The sequence below is a fragment of the Pantoea sp. EKM10T genome, from assembly GCF_011800685.1.
Classification (GTDB): Bacteria; Pseudomonadota; Gammaproteobacteria; order Enterobacterales; family Enterobacteriaceae; genus Pantoea; species Pantoea agglomerans.
Genome location: NZ_JAALEU010000009.1, coordinates 110,201 through 133,552, shown reverse-complemented (window position 1 = coordinate 133,552; position 23,352 = coordinate 110,201). Strand labels below are relative to the sequence as shown.

The following is a 23,352-nucleotide window of genomic DNA, read 5'->3' as shown; positions in this document are numbered from 1 at the left end:
TGGTTGTCTGCTCAGCCATTACGGCATCGCGACAAAGCCTACCGCCTGATACACCTTCTTCAGCGTTTCCTGCGCCTGTGCGCGTGCTTTGGCCGCGCCATCACGCATCACCTGCTCCAGCAGTGCTTCATCGTTGCGGAAGCTGTGATAACGCTCCTGCAGCTCAGAGAGCATACCCGACACAGCATCGGCTACTGCGCCTTTCAGGTGGCCATACATCTTGCCTTCGAACTCCTGCTCCAGCTCGGCGATGGTTTTACCGGTCACGCCCGACAGTATATCCAGCAGGTTAGAGACGCCCGCTTTCTCTTTGATGTCGTAGCGCACCACTGGCGGCTCTTCAGAATCGGTGACGGCGCGTTTAATCTTCTTCACGACCGCTTTCGGATCTTCCAGCAGGCCGATCACGTTATTGCGGTTATCGTCAGACTTGGACATCTTCTTCGTCGGTTCCAGCAGCGACATCACGCGCGCGCCAGACTTCGGAATCAACGGCTCTGGTACTTTGAAGATATCGCCATAAATCGCATTGAAGCGATGCGCGATATCGCGGCTCAGCTCCAGATGCTGCTTCTGATCTTCACCCACCGGCACCTGATGGGTCTGATAGAGCAGAATGTCAGCCGCCATCAGCACCGGATAGTCGAACAGACCGGCGTTAATGTTCTCTTCGTAACGCGCTGATTTATCCTTGAACTGCGTCATGCGGCTCAGTTCACCGAAGTAGGCGTAGCAGTTCAGGATCCAGCTCAGCTGCGTGTGCTCTGGCACATGCGACTGAACGAAGATGGTGCTTTTTTGCGGGTCGATACCACAGGCCAGATAGAGCGCCAGCGTGTCCAGCGTCGCTTTACGCAGTGCAACAGGATCCTGACGCACGGTGATCGCGTGCAGATCAACGATGCAATAAATGCAGTGGAAATCATCCTGCATCTGCACCCACTGACGCAGCGCTCCCATATAGTTGCCAATGGTCAGTTCGCCGGACGGCTGTGCGCCGCTGAAAACGATGGGTTTCATACTTATGTCCTGATATTTACAGCCCCAGAGCGGGCAAAAGTTCGTCGAAAGAGTCGAGGGTTAAATCGGGCTGGCTGGTGGCAATCGGCTCGCCATAGTTATAGCCAAAGGTCATGCCGATATTGGGTACGCCCGCCGCCTGCGCCGCCTGGATATCATTGCGTGAGTCGCCGACAAACAGCAACTGATTCGGCAACACACCAAAGGTGCCCAGCACCATAAAAATTGCCGCAGGATGCGGTTTTTTAACCGGCACATCGTCGCCACCGATAATCAGCGAAAACGCATCAGCAATGCCAAGCGACTCCAGCAGCGGTGCCACAAACGGCGTCGGCTTGTTGGTGACTATCGCCATCGGCAGCCCGGCAGCCTTTAATGCGGCCAGCGTCTTCTTTACCTGTGGAAACAGCGTACTGCCCGCATCCACGGTATCGGCATAATGCCGGTCAAACAGTGCCCGCGCATCACGCTGCTCTTCCGGCTGCGGCTCACGGCCCAGCGCGAAGGTCAGCGCGCGGGCCATCATGATATCCGCGCCGTTGCCAATCCAGGTTGAGACACGCTCAAGGCCCGCCTGCGGCAGACGGAGGTCATTCAGCGTGCGGTCAATCGCATCGGCCAGGCCGGGTGCGCTATCCACCAGTGTCCCATCAAGATCAAACGCCAGCGCACGAATATCAGTGAAATGAGCCATTGGCCTTCTCCAGTTCGTTGCGCATATCGTCGATCACTTTTTTATAGTCAGGGTGACCGAAGATCGCGGAACCGGCGACAAACATGTCGGCACCGGCGGCAGCGATCTGGCCAATGTTGTCGATCTTCACGCCGCCATCCACTTCAAGGCGAATGCTGTAACCGCTCTGATCGATACGCCTGCGCGCTTCACGCAGTTTATCCAGTGTGCCAGGAATAAATGACTGACCGCCAAAGCCAGGGTTCACTGACATCAGCAGAATGATATCCAGCTTATCCATGACGTAATCGAGGTAGCTCAGCGGGGTCGCCGGGTTAAACACCAGACCCGCTTTGCAGCCATGCTCTTTGATGATTTGCAGGGTGCGGTCAACGTGTTCGCTGGCTTCGGGATGAAAGGTGATGTAGGTGGCACCCGCTTTGGCGAAATCAGGGATTAGCGCATCTACCGGCTTCACCATCAGATGCACATCGATGGGGGCAGTGATGCCATAGTCGCGCAGTGCTTTCAGCACCATCGGACCCATGGTCAGATTAGGCACGTAGTGGTTGTCCATCACGTCGAAGTGAACCACGTCACCTCCGGCCGCCAGCGCTTTGGCTGTGTCTTCGCCCAGGCGAGCAAAGTCCGCCGAAAGGATTGAAGGGGCCAGCAAATATTGTTTCATCCGATTCTCCCACTGTTGTGCGCCAGCACGCAGGCTGGCGTAATGCGTTGGTCGCGGACGAAACAGACTAGCTATAAAGTGCCAGCAGTTCGTCGACCTTGGTGCGACCCGTTATGCTTCGGCTGATAGAACGCCGGGCTTTGACCACATGTAACTCTGCATCCTGATACCATAAACGCGTCAGTGCAGTGTCGTGGTTAGAAATCAGTACCGGAATCCGGTCCTCCGACGAAGCCAGCTTTGCCGCTAACGTCGCCAGGTTCTCCTGCTCACGCAGGCTGAAGCTGTTGGTGTGATAAGCCGTGAAATTGGCCGTTGCCGACAGCGGCGCATAAGGCGGATCGCAATAGACTACCGAGCCTTTACCGGCATTGGTCAGGGTAACATCGTACGATTCACAGACAAACGTCGCTTTTTGCGCACGCTCGGCAAACCATAACAGTTCTGCTTCCGGAAAGTAGGGTTTGCGATAGCGGCCAAACGGCACGTTGAACTCGCCACGCAGGTTATAGCGACAGAGGCCGTTGTAACAGTGACGGTTCAGATAGAGGAACAACAGCGCGCGCAGGTAGGCGTCGGTGCTGGTGTTAAATTCGGTGCGACGCTGGTAATAACAGATCTCGTTGTTACTTTCCGGCGTAAACAGCAGCTGCGCGTCACGGATGAAATCCGCCGTGCGCGTTTTAACAATGTTATAGAGATTAATCAGGTCACTGTTGATATCAGCCAGATGGTAGCGATCAAATTCAGTGTTCAGAAACACCGAACCCGCGCCAACAAAGGGTTCTACCAGACAGTCGCCTTGCGGCAGATGGCGATGGATCTCTTCTACTAAGGGAAATTTTCCCCCTGCCCATTTCAGGAAAGCGCGATTTTTTTTCATGCTGTCGTGGTTATTACATCTTATTGTGAGGCTGTGGCTGGACCGACAGCAGATCTGCGCTTAAAACGGGGCCAGAAACTGGCCCCACATCCGCTATTGGCTGGCTTCTTTCTTCACCTGGCTTACTGGTTTAACCCACGGGTTCTTCGCACGCACTTCGGCAGGCAGTGAGGCTACCGCGCGTTTGGCATCAGCCGGTGTGGCATAGGAACCACTCACCAGCACGTACCACGACTGACCGTTACGGGTGGTTTTGTAGACGTGATACCCACTCAGATTCTGCTGCTTAGCCCAGGCATTCAGGCTTTCCGCCTTCGATGCACCGCTCAGCTGCAGGGTATAGCTGCCGCCTGGTAATGATTTGCTGGCTGAACTGCTGCCTGCCGCCGCAGTGGCCGGAGCAGAAGGGGCGGGCGTACGTGCTGGCGTGGTATGTGTTTTGCTGTCACGGGTTGCAGGCTTCGAGGCAGTTTTATGCGATGAATCGTGCGCCGGACGTGCAGAAGCATTTGATTTGTTTGGCGTCTGACGGCCTGCTGGGGCCGTAACCGGATTCGCAGCCGTTCCGGCATTGCCGCTGACCGTGGCAGGCGCCGTTGGCAGTGAACTGCCACCCTGCGTGCCCATCGCGGCACTGTCGACCTGCTGCTGCTGATTACTCAGCGCGCTGTTCAGATCGCCCGGCAGCGTGACACGCTGCTGATTTGCTGGCGTCTCAACAGGGGCGGCCTGCGTAGGCGTTGAAGCCACAGGCGGCATTGAGACGTCGCGCTGCGGGTCAGACGCAGCATTACCGCTGGTCGCCGCGTTATTTTCGCTGGTAGCTGGCGTGGTCTGCCCGCCGGTTGGCGTCGTCTGTCCACCTGACATGGAAGAGGAGCCGGCCAGGTCGATATTCTTCTCACTGCCGGAACCGCCGCCAGCGGCAGGCGTGTTGCCCGCAGTCGCAGGTTTTTTCTCATCCGGGCCATTCAGCGCCGAACCAATACCCAGTACCAGTAACAGCAGAACCAGGATCCCGACACCCATCATGATGCGCTGGCGCGAAACCGGTATTTTGGCTGCGGGAGACGACTTACGAGGGCGCGAGGGACGGCGATCGCTGGCGTCAGGTTTTAACTCATCTTCCGGTTTAAACTCATCCATTTTGCCTCCTCCGTAAAGCGGCATTCCGCACTGCGCACCCTGCGCGCCGCGTCACCACTCAACTGCTTAATCTCAGGATTGCTGACAATCATTAATTGCAGCCAGCACCATATCATGTACCACGCCACCACGCACTTCAGAGCGGCCAATCGACAGCGGGAGTACCAGCCGCAATTCGCCCGCCAGAACTTTCTTATCGCGCATCATGTGCGGCAGATACATCTCCGCACTCATCGCCTCCGGCCCATGTACCGGCAAACCGGCACGCAGGAACAGAGCAATAATGCGGTCCGTCTCCTGTGCCTGGAACTGCCCCAGGCGTTCAGCCGTGCGTGCCGCCATCACCATGCCCGCTGCAATCGCTTCACCGTGCAGCCAGTTGCCATAGCCCATGTGTGCTTCAATCGCATGACCAAAAGTATGGCCCAGATTCAGCAACGCCCGCTGACCGTTTTCACGTTCATCGGCGGCCACGACTTCGGCTTTCAGTTCACAGCAGCGACGAATGCAGTACGCCAGCGCCTGTTCATCCAGCGCCAGCAGGGCATCAAGATTCTGCTCCAGCCACTGGAAAAACGCACCGTCGAGGATGATGCCGTACTTAATCACTTCCGCCAGACCCGACGCCAGTTCGCGCGCGGGCAACGTCTGCAGACAGGCAGTATCAATCACCACCGACGCGGGTTGATAAAACGCGCCGATCATGTTTTTGCCCAGCGGATGGTTAACGGCCGTTTTGCCGCCAACCGAAGAGTCGACCTGCGACAGTAAGGTGGTCGGTACCTGAATAAAGCGTACGCCACGCTGATAACTGGCCGCAGCAAAACCGGTAAGATCGCCAATGACGCCGCCGCCTAAGGCGATAAGCGTCGTATCACGACCGTGCGGCTTTTGCAGGAGCGCGGTAAAAACCTGATCCATCACGGCCAGCGTCTTATATTGCTCGCCGTCGGGTAAGATCACCTGATCCACTTTTACACCTGCCGCCGTCAGCAGCGCCGTCAGCTGGTCAAGATAAAGCGGAGCCAGCGTCTGGTTTGTCACCACCATGGCGTTTTCGCCCGCGGTTAGCGGCCAAAAAGAAGCCGGATCGTTAAACAGTCCGGCAGCGATAGTGATGGGGTAACTGCGTTCCCCCAGTGAGACGGTGATCTTCTCCATGATGCCCGATACCTGTTAAGGAGCCTTCGAACGTTGGATCAACTTTTTTCCAACATGTGGATAATCTGATTCGCCACCACTTTCGCACTCTGATCATCTGTGCGAATGGTTACATCGGCGATCTCTTCGTAGAGCGGGTTACGTTCGCCAGCCAGCGCTTCGAGCACTTCACGCGGCGGTGAATCCACCTGCAGCAACGGACGTTTTTTGTCACGTTGGGTGCGCGCCAGTTGCTTCTCGATGGTGGTTTCAAGATAAACCACAACACCGCGGGCGGAGAGACGATTACGCGTTTCCCGGGATTTGACGGAACCACCGCCTGTCGCCAGGACGATGCCTTGCTTCTCGGTCAGTTCGTTAATGATTTTTTCTTCGCGATCGCGAAAGCCAGCTTCGCCTTCGACATCAAAAACCCAGCCCACATCCGCTCCGGTGCGTCGCTCAATTTCCTGATCGGAATCGAAGAACTCCATGTTGAGTTGCTGAGCCAACTGACGGCCAATAGTGCTTTTGCCGGCACCCATCGGCCCAACCAGAAAGATATTGCGTTTCTCTGCCATTTTGTCGGTATTACTAAGAATTCGTTAATGATACCCCGCGTTCAGCATTTGCTGGCGGGACAGGAACTGAGACCTCATGAGCGTTAGCAAGAGTCAGATGAAAAATTATCTCAACACTCAAGGCTGTTTGGCAACCGATTATATTGCCTTCAGCACATCCATTTCTGAATTGGCCTGTGTTCGCGAAACTGTAACGCGCCAGCGCTGCGTCTTTACAACGCTGCGTACAGAGGAGTTTTCTGATCTGTTTGCCGGGATTTACCCAGCATAGACGGTTACACCGTATTGAAAATCGCTAAACCTTGTAAGCTAATTCCTCTCCTGCGTCAACGCAGATGGCCTTAAGGGACGCATTTTCCGTTTTATCCAGCCGTAAGCGCTGCTTCCCTGACCAATCGCGGCGTAATGAAGATCACCAGCTCTCTTTTTTTGCGCTGATCAGATTGCTGGCGAAACAACCCGCCAATCAGCGGCACATTTCCCAGCAGCGGCACCTGATTTTGTCCGCGGGTGCGCTGCTGCTGAAAGATACCGCCTAACGCCAGTGTTTGCCCGTCACTGACCGTGACCTGAGTCTCAATTTCCTGTTTATCGATGGATAATATGTCGCTATCGCCGGTTCTGATGCTGCGACCCGGCATATTCTGACTGATATGGATCTTCAGCTGGATGCGGCCATTGCCGGAAATCGTCGGGGTCACCTCCATACCCAGTACCGCTTCTTTAAACTCAATACTGGTGGCACCGCTGTTTCCTGCCGACACTTCATAAGGAATTTCTGTGCCCTGCTTAATCGAGGCGGTCTGCTGATGTGAGGTAAAGAGGCGCGGACTGGCGATGATTTCAATCTGGTTCTCCTGCTCCAGCGCACTTAACTCCAGATCCAGAAGCTGCCCTCCGATGCGCGCCAGCGCCATACCCACGCTGATGCCAGGTGAACTCACCGCCAGCGGAACATCCAGCCGGGGATGATGCAGGATATCTGTTACGGCGGCGTCCCCCGCCTGCAATCCCCACTTCACGCCCAGCTCCTGCAGATGCTCCTCGCTGATAGTAACGATGTGGGCTGACAGCTCAATCTGTTCCAGTGGCAGATCCAGCGCCCGTATCCAGCGCTCCGTCTCTTTTAAAGCCGCCGCACTATCGCGCAGTAACAATGCGTTGGTGCGTTTGTCGACCGTCACGCTACCGCGCGGTGTCATCAGCGACTGACGCTCACTCAGCAGGCTGGCATACACCTCGCTGGCGCTGGCATAACGCAATATCACAGCGCGCTGTTGCAAAGGAACCTGCTGCAACTGCGACTGCTGCTCAGCCTCACGTGCCTGCTGCTGAGCCTGCTGCCAGCTTTCCGGATAGACCAGCAGGACATTATCCTGTTCAACCAGCGTCAGCTTTGCCATGCGCGCCACCAGGTCCAGCGCCTGATGCCAGGGCAGGTTATCCAGCCGCAGCGATAACGAACCTTCAACCTCTGGCGCAATCATCAGATTGATCTGCTGATAGTCAGCCAGCGCCTGCAAAATACGCTCTACCGGGGCGTTATCAAAAGTCAGACTGAGAGGCTCCTCATCAGCGGCGTAAACCGGCAGCAGGCAGCTTAGTAGCAGCAGAGTGGTTATCCTTATCATGCGAACGTCCTTTTAAATAAAATGCGGCCTGTTGTGCGTTGCAGCTATTCGGCACCGCTAAGGTGAGGCTGCGGCGGGTCATATCCGCCAGTTGCCAGGGTGCGAATGGAAATGGCTTGCCGGTGCGGGCCGTAATACTCTCTCCCTGCGGGGTCAGCAGCCAGGCATGGAAATGCGCCTCCCGGCCAATAATCCCCTGCAGACGCCAGCCCGTGAGCGGTTCCACTGTCGCCTCACAGACGGAACCGGCTACAGGCCGGAACGGATCGCGCGCCAGCACGCCGCCACAGCACAACAGTAAAATCAGCAGACTATGGCGCATCGTCAGGTTCCAGCCAGAGTTGAGCCACCAGGTACTGCGGCTGCGCCAGCAGCTGGAAATGCACCGGAAACGGTGCGGAGGCCTGGGCAAGCTCGGCAAAAAGCGACTGGAACGCCGGCCACTGCAGATGCAGCGTCAGCATGCGTGAGGGGGCGTCCGGCTGCCACTCTTCCAGCTGGCTACGGCGTGCCGCCAGGATCTCTTCCACTGCACGGCCCGATGCAGATGCTGATCTCGCGATCTGTATCGACTGCAGCTGCGCCTGCAACTGTGCATTATCGGGGTTCTGACGCCACTGGTGCTGGCGCAGCTGCAGAGTGCGGATCAACTGCAACAGCGTATGCTGTTCAGCAATGAGCGCCTGCTGCTGTGGCCGTAACCACAGGATCCAGGAGAGCAGCAGCAGACCGGATAAGAGTGCGGCGAGCAAGCCATAGCGCGCAATAGCGGCCATCTGCCACCAGCGATCCCACCATTCACTCACTGTTCACCTCCTGCATCTCTGCCCGCAGTGAAAACCGATAATGGCCATCAGCCTGACGCTTAACCCCGCCCTGCTTCACCAGACCAAACAGGGCCACGGTGCTTAACTGCTGGCGGAACTGTCGGACTGCCGCCATATCCTGTGCCCGCCCCTCCAGTGTCAGACGGTTGTCGCGCTTCTCCAGCCGGGTCAGCCAGGCGGTGTCGGGCAGCAACGCGGGTAAATCGAGCCAGAACTGCTGCCAGGCGGCCAGTTGTGCAGCCTGCTGGCGATGCTTCGCCTGCTGTTTTTGCACGACCGCGAGCTGCTCCAGTAACTGCTTTTGTTGCGCTAACTGCTGCCCCAGGCTTTCCAGCGCCTGCTGCTGCGTCCTGCTCGCCTGTGCCACCTGCTGACGCGTCTGCTGGATCCGCCAGGTTTGCTGCATCACCACCAGTAACAGGGCGCCAGTCGCCAGTGACAGCACGACCAGGCTCTGTCGCCGCTGCTGTTGCCGACGGCGCTGCCGCCAGGGCAGCAGATTAACCGCGACCATCACTCATCTCCGTCGCGCAGCGCCAGCCCGGCCGCCAGCGCAAAAGCGCCCGGATTCTCCGGCAAAGGTGGCTGCTTATAACGAAACAGATCAAAAGGGGAAAACGCGCTAACGTCTGCAGGCAACGGCGCCTGCTCTGCAGTACACCAGGCGACAGAACGCGCCCCGGGAAAGGCCTGCCGTTGCAGTGCCTCCAGCGTGGCGGCTTCGCCTGTGTCAGCAGCGGTGTGCGCATCGCTCCAGAGCCAGCGGTTATCCTGCTGCAGAACCAGTACCGCATCGTCCTGCAGCGCTGCCTGCCGGGCTAACCGCTTCAGCGCCTCGGTGGTCAGTTCGAACACCTGCGGCTTTAAACCCGCCTGCAACAGGGGTGCCGCCCACTGGTCGATAATCTCCAGCCGCGCTGCCGTGACGCAGAGCTGCCCGCTCTGCTCATCCGGCCGGTAATCCAGCGCCAGCGCAGCGGGCTCCAGCGGAAAGAGACCGCGCGCGGCCGCCTGCACGTAGTGCCCCAGCGCGGGCTCCTTCAGCGACTGCGCAGGCAGGGGAAGCTGGCGCTGCAGCACCAGCTGGGCAGGCAATCCGACCCGCAGCGAATAACGGCGTGGCAACCGCTGACGCCAGGCCGTTAAGGCCGCCAGTAATTCAGGCGAAGATTGCAGCACGCCGTTTCTTAACGTATCTTGCGGCAGCCGCTGCTGCCACCAGTGGCGTAGCTGCCAGCCATCACGACGAGGCTGGAGGGCCAGGGCGCAAATCTGCCTATTCTGAATATCCAGCCCAATTTGCCAGGTATGAAAAGCCATACGCGCGATCTCCTTATCGTCCGGGAAAATGGACATATCAAAGCGTCTGGCTTGCCTTTATACTACCGCGCGGTTGTTTATAAACTGCTCAAACGACAACAGATGGGAAATTCCAGGTGAAGTTCGTAAAGTATTTATTGATCCTTGCAGTGTGTTGCATCCTGTTGGGAGCTGGCTCGATTTATGGTTTATACAAATACATAGAGCCACAGCTGCCCGACGTAAACACGCTGAAAGATGTGCGTCTGCAAACCCCTATGCAGGTTTACAGCGCCGATGGCGATCTGATCGCCCAGTATGGCGAAATGCGCCGTATTCCTTTGACTCTGCAGCAAGTGCCACCTGTGATGGTGAAAGCGTTTATTGCGACCGAAGATAGCCGTTTTTATGAGCACCATGGTGTTGATCCGGTGGGTATTTTCCGTGCGGCCAGCGTTGCTCTGGTCTCCGGTCACGCCTCGCAGGGTGCCAGTACTATCACTCAGCAGCTGGCCCGTAACTTCTTCCTGAGCCCGGAACGCACCCTGATGCGTAAAATAAAGGAAGCGTTCCTGGCGATCCGCATTGAGCAGTTGCTGAACAAAGATGAAATACTTGAGCTCTACCTGAATAAGATCTACCTCGGCTACCGTGCTTATGGCGTTGGCGCAGCCTCACAGGTCTATTTTGGTAAGCCGGTTGACCAGCTGTCGCTGAGTGAGATGGCGATGATTGCCGGTCTGCCGAAAGCCCCTTCCACCTTTAACCCGCTTTACTCGCCGAGTCGTGCCCTGTCGCGCCGCAACGTGGTGCTGGCGCGTATGCTGGATCAGCATTACATCACGCAGCAGCAGTATGATGAGGCGCGTAATACGCCGCTGGTCGCGAAGTATCACGGTCCGGAAATCGCTTTCTCTGCCCCCTATCTCAGCGAGATGGTGCGTCAGGAGATGGTGAAACGCTACGGTGAGAATGCCTACACCGACGGTTACAAGGTCTACACCACCGTGACCCGTCGCCTGCAGGAAGCCGCGCAGACCTCAGTTCGCAATAACGTCATGGCCTACGATATGCGTCATGGCTATCGCGGCCCGACCAGCGTGCTGTGGAAAGTGGGTGAACCGGCCTGGGATCAGACGAAAATTGAGAAAGCGCTGAAGACGCTGCCGGTCTATGGTCCGCTCAATCCGGCAGTCGTAACCGAAGCGCGCAGCGATGAAGCGACCGTGATGCTGAAAGATGGCAGCAATGTGTCGCTGGCATTAGCGGGTGTGCGCTGGGCGCGTCCTTATAAGTCTGACACCGTGCAGGGCCCGACGCCGAAAAGCGTGACGCAGGTATTGCAGGCCGGCCAGCAGATCTGGGTGCGCAAAGTGGGTGATGAGTGGTGGCTGGGCCAGGTGCCGGATGTGAACTCGGCGCTGGTCTCGCTGGATCCGAATGATGGTGCGGTGCGCGCGCTGGTAGGCGGCTTTGCCTTTAACCAGAGCATGTTTAACCGTGCGACCCAGGCGCTGCGTCAGGTCGGCTCTAATATCAAGCCTTTCCTCTATACCGCCGCAATGGATCGCGGGCTGACGCTCGCCTCAATCCTTAACGATGTGCCGATTTCACGCTGGGATGCGGGTGCGGGTGCTGACTGGCGTCCCAAGAACTCACCGCCAACTTACGATGGTCCGATTCGTCTGCGTCAGGGTTTAGGCCAGTCGAAAAACGTGGTGATGGTGCGTGCGATGCGTGCGATGGGCGTGGATTACGCCGCTGAGTATCTGCAGCGCTTTGGTTTCCCGGCTCAGAACATTGTTCACACCGAATCGCTGGCATTAGGTGCGGCCTCGTTTACCCCGTTACAGGTGGTGCGCGGCTACTCCGTGATGGCGAATGGCGGCTTCCTGGTCGATCCTTACTTCATCACCCGGATTGAGAACGAACAGGGCGGCCTCGTATTTGAAGAGAAACCGAAGATCGCCTGCCCGCAGTGCAATCTGCCGGTGATCTACGGCGAGACCAAAAAAGCACTGGCCCTGAATGAAGAGAGCGTCGAGAACGTTGCAGCCTCAAATAACAACCAGAATCAGGCCGTTCCTCAGCCTGAACTGGAGCAGGTTCCCGCTCAGGCACAACAGGGTGAGCAGCAATATGCACCCCACGTGATCAACACCCCGCTCACCTTCCTGATCAAGAGCGCGCTGAACAGTAACATCTTTGGCGAACCGGGCTGGATGGGAACAGGCTGGCGTGCCGGGCGTGACCTCAAGCGTAATGATATCGGCGGTAAAACCGGTACCACTAACAGCTCGAAAGATGCCTGGTTCTCGGGTTACGGCCCTGGCGTGGTCACCTCAGTCTGGATCGGCTTTGATGATGCGCGCCGCAATCTGGGCCGCAGCACGCTCTCCGGCGCCATTCCCGATCAGATTTCGGGCTATGAAGGCGGTGCTAAGAGCGCACAACCGGCATGGGATGAGTACATGAAGAGTGCGCTGGATGGCGTACCGGTGCAGCCGTTAACACCGCCGGATGGCGTGGTCACGGTGACGATCGATCGCAGCACCGGCAAGCTGGCAAATGGAGGGGGTAACACCCGTCAGGAGTACTTCATCAATGGCACCCAGCCAACCGAATATTCGGTTCATGATGTGGGTACCACCATTATGGATAACGGTGAGAGTCACGAGCTGTTCTGATGTGACCCACGAAACCGCACTGTAAAAAAGGCCGACGTCAGTCGGCCTTTTTTATTCAGTCACAGATGATATTCAGTAACTCAGCCGTCCCTGCTTCACCAGCCATTCGCGCGCCATAAACAGCGCACTGACATTACGTGCCTCGCGGAAATCGGGCTCATCCAGCAGCGACATCATATCGCTCAGCGGCCAGCGGTGGACAATCAGCGGCTCCGGCTCATCGCCTTCCAGCTTTTCAGCGTAGAGACCTTCCGCCACCACAATGTTCATTTTGCTGGAAAAGTAGGAGGGCGCCATGGTGAGTTTGCCCAGCGTTGTCAGTTGGTCAGCACCAAAACCGACCTCTTCTTTCAGTTCGCGAACTGCCGCTTCATTCACGGTTTCACCTGAATCGATCAGCCCCTTGGGGAAACCAAGCTCATAGGTTTCCAGTCCGACGGCATACTCCTGAATCAGGATCAGATGGTCATCAATAATCGGCACAATCATCACCGCTTCACGCTCTGAGGGCTTCATCCGCTCATAAACGCGATGCGCACCATTGCTGAAAGTCAGATCGACCGATTCAATGGTGAATAACCGTGAACGTGCCACGGCGGTGATATTGAGGATGTCAGGTTTTTTTGGAATTTTCATATCAGCCTCAAATTATTTTGCGCCGGCTATCTGGAGCGAATTAGCATACCTAACCACAGGCAATTGTGCGACAGTCAGACAATCACGTTATCGTTACACAGATTACATCGATTGAATAACAGCCTTTGGTTATCAGTTAAGACTAAATTTGCATTAGTCAATATGCTGCGATAAGTTTCAGATAATACCGATATTTAATCCAGTCTGAGCCGGTTACCATTCGGACAAGGCAGGGTTTAACAAATGCTAATCAGATATACGCTGGCACTATTTCATCGGGTGTCTGACTCCTCAGGGTTATATAATCTTCCGGAATGCCTCTTTTATAGTGAGCATAACCGAAAGCGAAAGTTTAAAGTGAAGGCAGCATTTTGGCTGAATTGAGCAGAGCATGAGCACAATCTTGATGATCCTGGCCATAGTGCTGACCTGTTCAATCCTGGCAGGCATTGGGTTCTGGTACGCTATGCGGCATCGTCCGCCGTTGGCGAAACCTCTGCCATTTATCAGTCCGCCCTGCCGTAAACTCTCTGCTCAGGAGCGTGAGGCGGTTGATAAGTATGTCGCCGCGCTGGAAAAGCAGCCCCGTACCACGGTGACGACCGATAAGCGCAGCGCGTCCGAACGTCTGACGCTGACGGCACAAAGCAACAATGTCTACCCCGTTACCCGTGCGATTACCCGCTACGGACTCTCTACGGACGATCCCCATAAATGGCGCTACTACCTTGATGAAGTTGAAGTTCATCTGCCGCCGCTGTGGGAACAGTACATCGCCGACGAAAACTACGTTGAGTTAATCCGCACCCAATCTATTCCGCTGGTGATCTCGCTGAACGGCCACTCGCTGGTGGATTACGCCGTGGATCAGCAATCGCTGCCGACGCTGATGCGTCCGGTGTCGACCAACGCCTCTATCCGCAAAGCGGAAACGGAAAACGTCGAACTGCTGCAGGTGCGCAAAGAGACACCTGAAGAGTATCGTCTGTCGCGACCAGATGGCACGCGTGAAGCGGTGCTCATCTCTCTTGCCTTCTTACTCTTCTTCTTCAGCCTGTTAGTCCCCGCAACGCTGATGATCTGGCTGGTGCTGACGGGTGCAGTCATGATTGCCGCCAGCCTGTGGCTGCTCTACCGCATTCCGGGTGAGCGCGGCCTGCGTGACATACACTGCCTGCGCGGCGCGCCAAAGCGCTGGGGCCTGTTCAGCGAATCGAACCAGGAGCAGAGCAATATCACACTGGGGATTATTGACCTCGCCTATCCACCACACTGGCAGCCTTATGTCGCGCACGATCTCGGACAGGTGACGGATGTGGAGATCTACCTTAACCGTCAGGTGGTGCGTCAGGGTCGCTTCCTGTCGCTGCAGGATGAAGTCAAAAACTTCCCTATTCAGCGCTGGCGGAAAAACGTGGTGCTGGCCTGCGGTTCACTGATGGTGCTGACCATGCTGGTCACCTGGATCCCGCTCGGCATGCCGATCAAACTCAGTCTGGCCTGGGCCAGGGGCACTGACAGCCTGGAGGTCAGCAGCGTCGATAAACTCAGCAGCGTGCCCCTGAATATTGGCGACAACCTCAAAGTGAGCGGTACCGGCATGTGTTCGGTGCCGGACAACTATCAGAGCAACCGAAGTTACGCCTTCATGCCGTTCGACTGCTCGGCGGTCTACTGGAATAACGCCACGCCGTTGCCGCAGCCACAATCGGACATTATTGATAAAGCCGCTGCTCTGCTGGAGACCACCACAAAGCAGCTGCATCCGGAAACCAATACCGATCCTAAACTGAATCCGCAGCTGGCCTCCGCGATTCAGAAGTCCGGCATGATCCTGCTGGATGACTTCTCCGATCTGGTGATGAAAACGCAGGATCTCTGTAATCAACCACAGGATTGTATGCGCCTGAAAAATGCGCTGGTGAACCTGGGCAATGCCAAAGACTGGGAAGCGCTGATGCGTCGCGCAGATTCCGGCCAGCTAAACGGCATGAATGTGCTGCTGCGGCCGGTCAGTGCTGAAGCCCTGGAAAACCTGGTCAATACCGCCACCTCGACCTTCTTTTTCCGCGAAACCCGTCGTGCAGCAGAAAATCTTAACAGCCCGCCGCCAGGGGGTTTTCTGATCGTCAGCGACGAGGGCCGCCAGCTGGTGAATCAGCCTCAGCCAACCGTGTCGCTGTTTGATCTCGATCCGCCCTCTCAGTGGCGTGAACTGCAACGTATCTCCGCCATGCTGCTGCATACGCCTTTCAGCGCCAGCGGCATCATCACCAGCATTTCAACGGATGCCAACGGCACGCGTCATATCGTGCTGCACAATGAACCGGATGCCATGGCGCAATGGCGCTATCTCGGCACCGTATTGCTGCTGCTGGTGCTGTTAACCTGCGGTGTGATCAATGGGTTACTGGCGCTGCGCCGTATGCACCTTAATCGCCAGCGCATGATCGATATCCAGCACTATTACGACAAGTGCTTCAATCATAACCTCGGCACTTTGCAGAGCGTGCGCCCGATATTCTGAGCCCTGCCCTTCTGTGCTACCCTGTCGCCCGGTTTTTTTACAGGGTGAAACATCCGCATGCTCAACTGGTCTGAGATTGATACCGTGCTGCTCGACATGGATGGCACGCTGCTGGATTTGGCATTTGATCGCCACTTCTGGCTGGAGCATGTGCCTGAACAACTCAGTCAGCAACGCGGCATCACCCGGGCGGAAGCCGAAGCGATCATCGCGGAAAAGTATCAGGCCGTCGCCCATACGCTAAACTGGTATTGTCTGGATTACTGGGCAGAAGCGCTGGCGCTGGACATCCGTGCCATGACCTGGGCGATGCGCAGCCGCATTGCGCTGCGTGACGATACGCTGCCTTTTTTGCAGGCTCTGCGCCGCGCGGGCAAGTCCACAATCCTGCTGACCAACGCGCATCCTTACAATCTGGACGTCAAACTGGCGCAGACAGGTTTAGCGCCGCACCTTGATTTATTACTTTCCACCCATACCTTTGGGTATCCGAAAGAAGACCAACGTTTATGGCAGGCGGTACAACAGCACACCGGCATTTCTGCGCCGCGCACGCTGTTTATCGATGATAGCGAAGTGATTCTGGATGCTGCGGCGTCATGGGGCATCGGCGAGTGCTTAGGCGTAAAGAACCCCGATTCGGGTCGTCCTGAGCAAATCTTTCAGCGTCATCGCGCTACCGGCGACTACCGGACGCTGATCTGAGTCAGGAGCAGCAATGAAGAAAGAGAAAAGCAGCGAAGAGGTACGCCTCGACAAGTGGCTGTGGGCCGCGCGCTTTTACAAAACCCGGGCGATTGCGCGGGAGATGATTGAAGGCGGCAAAGTGCATTACAACGGCCAGCGCAGCAAACCCGGCAAGGTGGTAGAGCTGAATGCGGAACTGACACTGCGTCAGGGCAACGATGAACGCACCGTAGTGGTGGCGGACATCAGCGCTCAGCGCCGTCCGGCCAGCGAGGCCCAGCAGCTCTATCGCGAAACCGATGCCAGCATTGAAAAACGCGAAAAAATGGCGCAGGCGCGCAAAATGAATGCGCTGACTATGCCCCATCCCGATCGGCGACCTGACAAAAAAGAGCGTCGCGATTTGATGAAGTTTAAATTATCGGGCGATGAATAACGCCGTCTTAGCTGACGCGCCATCGCCCCGTACCAGTGAGAGAAAAAATATGTCAGTCCAGGATCAACTGCACCGTTATCTGTTTGAAAATGCCGCCGTGCGCGGCGAGCTGGTGAACGTCTCTGACACCTGGCGTGAAACCGTAAAGAACCATGATTATCCGGCACCGGTTAAAACGCTGCTGGGTGAGATGCTGGTCGCCACCAGCCTGCTGACTGCCACGCTGAAGTTTGATGGCGAAATCACCGTGCAATTGCAGGGTGACGGTCCGCTGTCGCTGGCGGTGATCAACGGTAACAACAACCAGGAACTGCGCGGCGTAGCGCGTATCAAAGGCGACATCCCGGACGACAGTACCCTGAAAAGCATGGTGGGCAATGGCTATCTGGTGATCACCATTTCCCCTGAAAAGGGCGAACGTTATCAGGGAGTGGTGGGACTGGAAGGTGAAACTCTGGCGGAGTGCCTGGAAGATTACTTCATGCGCTCAGAGCAGTTGCCAACGCGGCTGTTTATCCGCACCAGCGACAAAGGCGCCGCGGGTATTCTGCTGCAGGTGATGCCTGCGCAGGATACGGAGAAAGAGGTTTTCGACCATCTGGCAACGCTGACCGAAACCATTAAAACGGAAGAGCTGATCGATCTGCCTGCGAATGAAGCGCTGTGGCGTCTCTACCATCAGGAAGAGGTCACCCTCTACGATCCGCAGCCGGTGATCTACAAATGCACCTGCTCGCGTGAGCGCTGTGGCGAAGTACTGACCACGCTGCCGCAGGAAGAGGTTGATGAGATCATCGCGGAAGATGGCAAAATCGACATGCACTGCGACTATTGCGGCTCAAACTACGTGTTTGACGCCGTCGATATCGCCGGTATTCGCAGCCACTCCCTTGAGAATAATAACCAGCTTCACTGATTTATCGGGCGGCTTCTGCCGCCCCTTCCCCGCCGCCAATGCCTATCCCCATAATTTTTCAGACAAATTATCTTTTTTTACTTTCATAACATCTTTTAAACGTTCGAAACATAGCCTTAACGCGCCCTGAGTCGCATTTTTAGATCACTGCCCTTTTTCCCTTAACGCAGAAGAGTAAACTGCGCGCGATCGTGCAAACGCCCGGAAGTCAGAGGCAGATGCCCTGAATTGCCCGGTGATCTTTGCAGGCTGTCGTGACGAAGCGCAGTCGACTGTCAGTGATTTGCCGCACCCGATACAACAGCCGGTGGCACGATCCCAACCTATCTCTGCTTTGCAGAACAGACACCGATTTAAGGAGCAGTAAAATGCGCGTTAACGGCCTGACCTCGCAAGACCTTGCCGCTTTGGGCATCGTGGATACCACGGAAGTGGTTTACAACCCTGATTACGACACGCTTTTTCAGGAAGAGACGCGCCCGGACCTCGAAGGTTTTGCTCGTGGCACCCTGACGCAGAGCGGCGCGATTGCAGTAGACACCGGGATTTTCACCGGGCGATCGCCAAAGGATAAGTACATTGTGCGTGACGACACCACGCGCGATACCCTGTGGTGGAACGACCAGGGCACCGGCAAAAACGACAATCAGCCCCTGTCGCAGGAGACCTGGAACGCGCTGAAAAGCTGCGTCACCCGCCAGCTTTCCGGCAAGCGCCTGTTTGTGGTGGATGCGTTCTGTGGTGCCAATGCCGATTCCCGTCTGAGCGTACGTTTTGTCACCGAAGTGGCCTGGCAGGCACACTTCGTGAAAAACATGTTCATCCAGCCTGACGACGCTGAACTGGCCGAATTCACTCCCGACTTTGTGGTGATGAACGGCGCCAAATGCACCAATCCAGACTGGCAGGCGCAGGGTCTTCACTCTGAAAACTTTGTCGCCTTCAATCTGACTGAACGCATGCAGCTGATTGGCGGAACCTGGTACGGCGGCGAGATGAAGAAAGGTCTGTTCGCCATCATGAACTACCTGCTGCCGCTGAAAGGCATCGCCTCAATGCACTGCTCTGCAAACGTGGGTAAAGCGGGCGATGTGGCGGTCTTCTTTGGCCTCTCGGGCACCGGTAAAACCACCCTCTCTACCGATCCTGACCGCCAGCTGATCGGCGATGATGAGCACGGCTGGGACGATGATGGCGTGTTTAACTTCGAGGGCGGCTGCTACGCCAAAACCATCAACCTCTCTGAGCAGGCTGAGCCGGAGATTTACCGCGCCATTCGCCGCAATGCGCTGCTGGAAAATGTGGTAGTTCGCGAAGATGGCAGCGTCGATTACGACGACGGCAGCAAAACCGAAAACACCCGCGTCTCCTATCCGATCAATCACATCGACAATATCGTGCAGCCGGTCTCAAAAGCGGGCCACGCGAAGAAAGTGATTTTCCTGACCGCCGATGCGTTTGGCGTGCTGCCACCGGTTTCACGTCTGACGCCGGAGCAGACGCAGTATCATTTCCTGTCAGGTTTCACCGCTAAACTGGCGGGAACCGAGCGTGGCGTCACTGAGCCGACCCCCACCTTCTCCGCCTGTTTCGGCGCGGCGTTCCTGATGCTGCATCCGACGCAGTATGCGGAAGTGCTGGTGAAACGGATGGAGGCGTCCGGTGCGCAGGCTTATCTGGTCAATACCGGCTGGAACGGCAGCGGCAAACGCATCTCACTGAAGAATACCCGCGCCATTATCAATGCCATTCTGGCGGGTGAGCTGGATGATGCGCCGATGGAAACGCTGCCGATCTTTAATCTGCAGATGCCGGTTACGCTGGGCGAACTGGATAGTGATACGCTCGATCCGCGTCGTAGCTGGGAGAGTGAGGAGAAGTGGACCGCCGCCGCCGAAGGTCTGGCGCAGCGTTTTATTGATAACTTCGACAAGTACACGGATAACGCCGCAGGTGCTGCGCTGGTGAAAGCTGGCCCGCAACGCTAAAAGAAGCGGCGCGGCAATGAAACTGCCGCGCCGTTTTTATCATCCCGACACGCTGTTGCTGCCGTTGTTGTGGCTCAGCGCCATGCTTTCCACTAACGGCAACCAGGCACGAATGCGTAAACCGCCGCGTTCGCTCTCGCCAATCTCCAGCGAGCCCTGATGGGCATCAATGATACGCTGCACGATCGCCAGGCCCAGACCGGTTCCGCTGGTGCTGCGGGCGCTGTCACCGCGCACAAAGGGCTGGAACAGATGCGCCAGCTGATCCGGCTTGATGCCAGGTCCATCATCTTCCACCTGGAACCAGGCACGATGCAGTTCCCGTCCGCTGCTGACCCTGATCCAGCCATTACCGTATCGCGCGGCATTGACCACCAGGTTAGCCAGTGCCCGTTTAATCGACAGCGGGTTGATATCCAGCATTAACTCTTCCGGCATCACCGCATTTTCGATCTCACGTTCATAGCCGCTTTCAGCGGCCACCACTTCGCCCAGCACACTGTTAAGGTCGGCGCGCTCAGTCTGCATCTCCTGACCGGTACGCAGGTAGTCGATGAACTGTTCGATAATGGCGTTGCACTCTTCGATATCTTTATTAATCGATTCGGCCAGGTAGCCATCCTGCTCGCTCATCATCTCGGTGGCGAGACGAATACGGGTCAGCGGCGTTCGCAAATCGTGGCTGACGCCCGCCATTAACAGCGTGCGGTCATCCGCCAGCTGCTTCACCCCGGCCGCCATCTGGTTAAAGGCGCGGGTCACCGATCGCACTTCTGACGCGCCATACTCGCGCAGCGGCGGCGGAATAATCCCGCGCCCGACCTGCAGAGCGGCGTGCTCCAGATCCACCAGCGGGCGGTTCTGGATGCGGATAAACAGCCAGGCACCGCCAATCGCCAGCAGCATAATCGCCAGGGTGTAGCGGAACAGCGGCGAGAAGTCGCCCTGATGAATCTCAGTCAGCGGCACCCGCACCCAGATATCGGGCGACAGCCAGGTTTTCAGCCAGACGACGGGCGAGTTTTTGTTAACCTCAACCCGCACATCGGTGGGACCGCCAAGCTGCTGGCCCATCTGCTCGCTCAGGAATTCATAGTGCTGCGCCCATCGTAATCCGCTCTCCTCTGCTGCTGCATTGGTGTAGAGCGAGATCCCCAGTTCGCGGTAGATTTCCCGGCGAAACGCCGGTGGCACTTCCAGCTGCGTGCCATCTTCCAGCTGCAACCGGTCGGTCATCAGCATACGAACTTCGTAAGCGAGCACCTTATTGAACTGTTGCAGGCTGGGAAGAATGGCGAAGTTCAGCACCACCAGATAGGTCGTTACCAGGCTGACAAACAGCAGGGTAACGATCAGCAGCAGGGTGCGGGCAAACGAACTGCGAGGCGAGAAGCGCAGTCGCTTCATGCTTTACTGCCGTCCGGCACAAAGACGTAGCCCAGACCCCAGACGGTCTGGATATAACGCGGATGCGCAGGATCCTCTTCCACCATGCGACGCAGGCGGGAGATCTGGACGTCAATCGAACGTTCCATGGCGCTGTATTCACGGCCACGCGCCAGGTTCATCAGCTTATCGCGAGACAGCGGCTCACGTGGATGGCTGACCAGTGCTTTCAGCACCGCAAACTCACCGCTGGTCAGCGGCATCGGCTCATCTTCACGGAACATCTCGCGGGTGCCGAGGTTAAGTTTGAACTTACCAAAGGCGATGATCGCCTCTTCCTGCGAAGGCGCGCCTGGCAGTTCATTAGCCTGACGGCGCAGCACCGCACGGATGCGCGCCAGCAGCTCACGCGGGTTAAAGGGTTTAGGAATATAGTCGTCAGCGCCGATCTCCAGCCCCACGATACGATCCACCTCTTCGCCCTTGGCGGTCACCATAATAATCGGCATCGGGTTGCTCTGACTGCGCAGACGACGGCAGATAGAGAGACCATCCTCGCCTGGCAACATCAGGTCGAGCACCATCAGATGAAAGGATTCACGGGTTAACAGACGATCCATCTGCTCGGCATTAGCGACACTGCGCACCTGAAAGCCCTGCTCGGTGAGATAGCGTTCAAGCAGTGCACGCAGACGCATATCATCATCGACGACCAGAATTTTGTAGTTCTCTTGCATTTTCAACTCCCAAAGGCGCTATTGCCTGAGCCAACATTGTTAAAAAAAGATGCCTTATAGTGACAGTCATTAATGGTTTATATTCTAGCCAAAATTGTTACAAAGCATATTAAACAGGAGCTTATATTTGATTTAAGGCGATTTCGGGTCAGTTTTAACGCGTCTGGCGCTGCCCGGCCCCTGTTACGGCAAATCTGAAAAAACGGCTCTGTTTCTCTGAATCGCTGGCGTCAGAAGCGGGCCAGTTTTTATTCGATGAACGAATTCAGCAAGTTAGCAGACAATTTGACTTAATGATCAGCCATCACTGTGGATAAGCTCCAGATAATCTACCTCAACAGTAGCCAGGCAGCATAATATTCCAGCAAACCTGCGTAACGCCCCACTCTCCTCTCGGATTAGTTTCAGCGATGCCACCAGCAAGACCAGTTGAAATTAAAGTCCGTTAAATCAATCAGTAAAGCCAACTTTTCGCCTTCTCCGTTTTCAACCAGACTGCTCAGGCAACATTCGATGTCTCAACGGGGATTACACACAATGAAAAAAACAATTTTACTGCTGACCGCGCTGGCATTAAGCAGCGTCACTCCAGCTTATGCTGCCACAGCCACCGGTGAAGCAGCTGGCGCAGCGGCAACCACCACAGCACAAGGTAACTCTAACGCCATCGGTGTTGGCGCAGTCGCAGCCCTGCTGGGCGTTGCGCTGGCCACCATGGGCGGCGGCGGCGGTGACGGTCACAGCACCGGTACATCGACCACCACGGCGACTCACGCCGGTAAATAAGTATCACGACTTCTTTTACAGCTTCAGATTACTGGCTTCAGATTGTTGTTCAGCACCAACCCTTTCGCCGCCGGGGAAGTCAACGTGGGTTTTTAGCCTTTAAAAACCCTTTCCCCGCCCTTTTTTGCCGCGCCCCCTTTGTCTTACACTGTTCCTCTTTGGATCTCTCTGGCCGGTATAGCATGAAAACCCGACTCATTACCCGCGAAGGCTTCGATAAGCTGAAAGCAGAACTCGACTATCTCTGGCGTGAAGAGCGACCGGAAGTGACAAAAAAAGTCACCTGGGCTGCCAGTCTTGGCGATCGCAGTGAAAATGCCGATTATCAGTACAACAAAAAACGGCTGCGTGAAATCGACCGTCGCGTTCGCTATCTGACCAAAAGTCTTGAACAGCTGCGTATCGTTGACTATTCACCCCAGCAGGATGGCAAAGTCTTCTTTGGCGCCTGGGTGGAAATTGAAAACGATGAGGGCGACCTAAAACGCTTCCGCATTGTGGGCTACGATGAGATTTTTGGCCGCAAAGATTACATCTCCATCGACTCGCCCATGGCGCGGGCGCTGCTGAAAAAAGAGGTCGGCGATGCCGCCACCGTCGAGACGCCAGTGGGGCCGGCACTGTGGTATATCAACGCGATTGACTACCCGCAATAACCCTTCAGATTATCGCTGAAAG

Annotated in this window: 24 protein-coding genes; 9 read left to right on the top strand and 15 right to left on the bottom strand. The window is 56.3% G+C overall.

Going from position 1 to position 23,352, the window contains the following annotated elements:
- Positions 1–18: 18 nt before the first annotated feature.
- The 7 genes from trpS to aroK all read right to left on the bottom strand — a co-directional run bounded on the left by trpS (position 19) and on the right by aroK (position 6,131).
- Entirely contained in the window at positions 19–1,020 is a 1,002-nt protein-coding gene (gene trpS, locus HFD95_RS17310; RefSeq protein WP_010253111.1) for a tryptophan--tRNA ligase, read from the bottom strand.
- A gap of 16 nt (positions 1,021–1,036) precedes the next feature.
- Positions 1,037–1,714, bottom strand: a complete 678-nt coding sequence (locus HFD95_RS17305; RefSeq protein ID WP_167430550.1) for a phosphoglycolate phosphatase — start codon at positions 1,712–1,714, stop codon at positions 1,037–1,039.
- Entirely contained in the window at positions 1,698–2,381 is a 684-nt protein-coding gene (gene rpe, locus HFD95_RS17300) for a ribulose-phosphate 3-epimerase (protein WP_010253116.1), read from the bottom strand. Before rpe ends, HFD95_RS17305 begins: the two co-directional genes overlap by 17 nt.
- Positions 2,382–2,448: 67 nt before the next feature.
- Positions 2,449–3,264, bottom strand: a complete 816-nt coding sequence (dam, locus tag HFD95_RS17295; protein ID WP_167430549.1) for an adenine-specific DNA-methyltransferase — start codon at positions 3,262–3,264, stop codon at positions 2,449–2,451.
- A gap of 93 nt (positions 3,265–3,357) precedes the next feature.
- Positions 3,358–4,410: an SPOR domain-containing protein gene (locus HFD95_RS17290; RefSeq protein WP_022624046.1), complete on the bottom strand. Its 1,053-nt coding sequence runs from the start codon at positions 4,408–4,410 to the stop codon at positions 3,358–3,360.
- A 72-nt stretch (positions 4,411–4,482) separates the two neighbouring features.
- Positions 4,483–5,571, bottom strand: coding sequence for a 3-dehydroquinate synthase (gene aroB / locus HFD95_RS17285; RefSeq protein WP_167430548.1), 1,089 nt, complete (start codon positions 5,569–5,571; stop codon positions 4,483–4,485).
- A 38-nt stretch (positions 5,572–5,609) separates the two neighbouring features.
- Complete coding sequence (gene aroK, locus HFD95_RS17280; protein WP_003852989.1) at positions 5,610–6,131, bottom strand: shikimate kinase AroK; 522 nt, start codon at positions 6,129–6,131, stop codon at positions 5,610–5,612.
- A gap of 97 nt (positions 6,132–6,228) precedes the next feature.
- On the opposite strand from aroK, the gene HFD95_RS17275 reads away from it, so the two are divergent.
- Positions 6,229–6,402 (top strand): hypothetical protein, encoded by a 174-nt coding sequence (locus HFD95_RS17275; protein WP_223265993.1) that lies wholly within the window; start codon positions 6,229–6,231, stop codon positions 6,400–6,402.
- A gap of 91 nt (positions 6,403–6,493) precedes the next feature.
- Here the strand turns inward: HFD95_RS17275 and hofQ are convergent, their stop codons facing one another.
- Genes hofQ through pilM form a run of 5 tightly spaced genes read right to left on the bottom strand, consistent with a single transcriptional unit; the run spans position 6,494 to position 9,909 of the window.
- Positions 6,494–7,762, bottom strand: coding sequence for a DNA uptake porin HofQ (gene hofQ / locus HFD95_RS17270; protein ID WP_111534725.1), 1,269 nt, complete (start codon positions 7,760–7,762; stop codon positions 6,494–6,496).
- Entirely contained in the window at positions 7,704–8,084 is a 381-nt protein-coding gene (locus tag HFD95_RS17265; protein WP_061901983.1) for a DNA utilization family protein, read from the bottom strand. Before HFD95_RS17265 ends, hofQ begins: the two co-directional genes overlap by 59 nt.
- Positions 8,074–8,568, bottom strand: a complete 495-nt coding sequence (locus HFD95_RS17260) for a hypothetical protein (RefSeq protein WP_167430547.1) — start codon at positions 8,566–8,568, stop codon at positions 8,074–8,076. Before HFD95_RS17260 ends, HFD95_RS17265 begins: the two co-directional genes overlap by 11 nt.
- The gene (locus HFD95_RS17255) at positions 8,561–9,103 is read right to left on the bottom strand and encodes a PilN domain-containing protein (RefSeq protein ID WP_167430546.1); all 543 of its coding nucleotides are present in this window, start codon (positions 9,101–9,103) and stop codon (positions 8,561–8,563) included. Before HFD95_RS17255 ends, HFD95_RS17260 begins: the two co-directional genes overlap by 8 nt.
- Complete coding sequence (pilM, locus tag HFD95_RS17250; RefSeq protein ID WP_167430545.1) at positions 9,103–9,909, bottom strand: type IV pilus biogenesis protein PilM; 807 nt, start codon at positions 9,907–9,909, stop codon at positions 9,103–9,105. The genes HFD95_RS17255 and pilM overlap by 1 nt, the downstream gene beginning before the upstream one ends.
- Before the next feature lie 116 nt (positions 9,910–10,025).
- Here pilM and mrcA point away from each other — a divergent pair, with 116 nt between their 5' ends.
- The gene (gene mrcA, locus HFD95_RS17245; RefSeq protein ID WP_022624040.1) at positions 10,026–12,575 is read left to right on the top strand and encodes a peptidoglycan glycosyltransferase/peptidoglycan DD-transpeptidase MrcA; all 2,550 of its coding nucleotides are present in this window, start codon (positions 10,026–10,028) and stop codon (positions 12,573–12,575) included.
- 72 nt (positions 12,576–12,647) lie between these two features.
- On the opposite strand, the gene nudE is transcribed toward mrcA, so the two are convergent.
- Positions 12,648–13,211: an ADP compounds hydrolase NudE gene (gene nudE, locus HFD95_RS17240; protein ID WP_010253151.1), complete on the bottom strand. Its 564-nt coding sequence runs from the start codon at positions 13,209–13,211 to the stop codon at positions 12,648–12,650.
- A 391-nt stretch (positions 13,212–13,602) separates the two neighbouring features.
- Here nudE and HFD95_RS17235 point away from each other — a divergent pair, with 391 nt between their 5' ends.
- The 5 genes from HFD95_RS17235 (at position 13,603) to pckA (ending at position 19,765) form a co-directional block, all read left to right on the top strand.
- The gene (locus HFD95_RS17235) at positions 13,603–15,738 is read left to right on the top strand and encodes an intracellular growth attenuator family protein (RefSeq protein WP_010253154.1); all 2,136 of its coding nucleotides are present in this window, start codon (positions 13,603–13,605) and stop codon (positions 15,736–15,738) included.
- Between the two features lie 57 nt (positions 15,739–15,795).
- Positions 15,796–16,443 carry a GMP/IMP nucleotidase gene (gene yrfG, locus HFD95_RS17230; protein WP_010253156.1) on the top strand — a complete coding sequence of 216 codons (648 nt, stop codon included), beginning with the start codon at positions 15,796–15,798 and terminating at the stop codon, positions 16,441–16,443.
- 13 nt (positions 16,444–16,456) lie between these two features.
- Positions 16,457–16,861, top strand: a complete 405-nt coding sequence (gene hslR / locus HFD95_RS17225) for a ribosome-associated heat shock protein Hsp15 (protein ID WP_010253159.1) — start codon at positions 16,457–16,459, stop codon at positions 16,859–16,861.
- A 49-nt stretch (positions 16,862–16,910) separates the two neighbouring features.
- On the top strand, positions 16,911–17,777 hold the full coding sequence (hslO, locus tag HFD95_RS17220) for an Hsp33 family molecular chaperone HslO (RefSeq protein ID WP_167430544.1): 867 nt from the start codon (positions 16,911–16,913) through the stop codon (positions 17,775–17,777).
- A gap of 368 nt (positions 17,778–18,145) precedes the next feature.
- Positions 18,146–19,765 carry a phosphoenolpyruvate carboxykinase (ATP) gene (gene pckA, locus HFD95_RS17215; RefSeq protein WP_010253165.1) on the top strand — a complete coding sequence of 540 codons (1,620 nt, stop codon included), beginning with the start codon at positions 18,146–18,148 and terminating at the stop codon, positions 19,763–19,765.
- A gap of 39 nt (positions 19,766–19,804) precedes the next feature.
- Here pckA and envZ read toward each other — a convergent pair whose 3' ends face one another.
- Positions 19,805–21,172, bottom strand: coding sequence for a two-component system sensor histidine kinase EnvZ (envZ, locus tag HFD95_RS17210; RefSeq protein WP_010253168.1), 1,368 nt, complete (start codon positions 21,170–21,172; stop codon positions 19,805–19,807).
- The gene (gene ompR / locus HFD95_RS17205) at positions 21,169–21,888 is read right to left on the bottom strand and encodes a two-component system response regulator OmpR (RefSeq protein ID WP_003853014.1); all 720 of its coding nucleotides are present in this window, start codon (positions 21,886–21,888) and stop codon (positions 21,169–21,171) included. Before ompR ends, envZ begins: the two co-directional genes overlap by 4 nt.
- 537 nt (positions 21,889–22,425) lie before the next feature.
- Between ompR and yjbE the strand changes: the two genes are divergently transcribed.
- Positions 22,426–22,674 carry an exopolysaccharide production protein YjbE gene (yjbE, locus tag HFD95_RS17200; RefSeq protein WP_010671558.1) on the top strand — a complete coding sequence of 83 codons (249 nt, stop codon included), beginning with the start codon at positions 22,426–22,428 and terminating at the stop codon, positions 22,672–22,674.
- A 182-nt stretch (positions 22,675–22,856) separates the two neighbouring features.
- Positions 22,857–23,330: a transcription elongation factor GreB gene (gene greB, locus HFD95_RS17195; protein ID WP_010253180.1), complete on the top strand. Its 474-nt coding sequence runs from the start codon at positions 22,857–22,859 to the stop codon at positions 23,328–23,330.
- The last annotated feature ends 22 nt before the right edge of the window (positions 23,331–23,352 follow it).